Origin of the sequence: Cyanobium sp. LEGE 06143 (assembly GCF_015207535.1) — a bacterium.
Classification (GTDB): Bacteria; Cyanobacteriota; Cyanobacteriia; order PCC-6307; family Cyanobiaceae; genus NIES-981.
In genome coordinates, this window is record NZ_JADEWP010000302.1 from 1 (window position 1) to 1,712 (window position 1,712).

At 60.8% G+C, this 1,712-nt stretch carries 1 protein-coding gene; it reads left to right on the forward strand.

What is annotated here, in order from left to right:
• On the forward strand, positions 1–452 hold a 452-nt coding region (locus IQ216_RS13775), incomplete at its 5' end, for a DUF3348 family protein (protein WP_193815922.1).
• Positions 453–1,712 lie beyond the last annotated feature (1,260 nt).

The following is a 1,712-nucleotide window of genomic DNA, read 5'->3' on the forward strand; positions in this document are numbered from 1 at the left end:
GCCGGGCACTGGTCCGCCGCGTTCACACCTGGGCCGATGAACTTGAATTTGAAGGCGAGCCGGAATGTGAGCCGGTGTTAAATGCCTGGCTGGCATTACAGCGCAAGATCGCGGCCAATAGCCGCCAGTTCAGAGATAAAGTGCGCAAATCCATGAAGGATCAGGGCCAGGCCCTGGCCCGCCTGGCTGAGCTGGACGCGGTGTTCGATCACACCATGGCCGGCTACACCGGCCAGTGTTTTTCCACCGTATCCCAGGTGCTGGAGCAACGATTCCGGGCCTTACAGACGTCCGATGAACAACCCCAAACATCAGGCCAGGCACCCCGCGACTGGTTCCACCGTTACTGCGAGGAAGCGCAGGCCTTGTTACTCGCTGAACTGGACGTTCGGCTGGAACCGGTGCTGGGTTTGCTTGAAGCCTGCCACAATGAGGTTAATAACACCCCATGAGTAAACTGTTCTTTACCCTGGCGTTCGCCATCGGCATTGCTGTCGTGAGCTGGATTGGCGCAGGCTTTATTGGTTCTGACCTGCTGGCCCTGGCATTCACCGGTCTGATTGGCGCGGTGTATTGCCTGGGTTTTGGCGAGCTGGTGAATTTTCGCCGGCAAACCCGGCAGTTGGCCGCGCAAGTCGGCCAGTTGCCGGAAAGCCAGGACCAGGTTTCCCGTTGGTTGAACACTTTGCCCCAGCCGCTTCAATACCCTGCTCAACGTCGCATCGAAGGCCACGCCGCTACCCTGCCCGGGCCGCAGATCACCCCCTACCTGACCGGTCTGCTGGTAATGCTGGGCCTGCTGGGCACTTTTGCCGGCATGATCGTAACCCTGGGCGGTGCCGCCTCGGCCCTGGATAACAGCACCGAGCTCAGCGCCATCCGCAGTGCGCTGGCCGCCCCCATCGCCGKGTTGAGCCTGGMCTTTGGCACCTCCATTGCCGGTGTGGCCGCCTCCGCCATGCTGGGATTGGCGTCGAMACTGAGCCGCCGGGACCGGGCGCAGGCATCCCGCACGCTGGATACTGCTCTGCGGGAGAAACTGCACCACCTGTCTGCCGATCATCAACGCCAGCAGGCGTTCCAGGCTCTGGAAACCCAGGCACAAGCCTTACCGCAGATGGCCTCGGCCATGGAACGTATGACCACGCGCATGGAACAGCTGGGTCAGCAACTGGAGCAGACCCTGACCCGCAACCAGCAGGAATTCCACAGTACCGTTGGCAGCCACTACCAGACCCTGGCCGATTCCGTCGCCAACTCCCTGAAATCCGCGCTGGATGACAGCGCAAAGCAGGCAGCAGAGCGGGTTGAACNTATTGTCATCAGTGCCATGGAGCAACTTCAGAGCAATGCCCGGTCCCTGCAAAAGAGCTGGGCGGATGATGCCCGCCAGCAACTGGCTGAACTGACCACCGGCTTTCAAAAAACCACCAGTGAGGCTGGCGATCGCTGGCAGCAAAATCTGGCGGAATACCAGCAACATTTCAGTCGTAACACCGCAGAGCTGGTCACAAACCAGAAAGCCGGCCTTGAGCAACTGGTCACCACCATTGGCCAACAGCTCTCCGAACTCAGGGAGCAGGAGTCCGGTCGCGCTGACGCCTCTGCGGCGCGTATGGAGAGCCTTGAAGCGACGGTGACCAAACATCTGTCAGAGCTGGGTACCGCGCTGGAGGCCCCCATGACCCGCCTGATTGACACCGCCTCCGAAA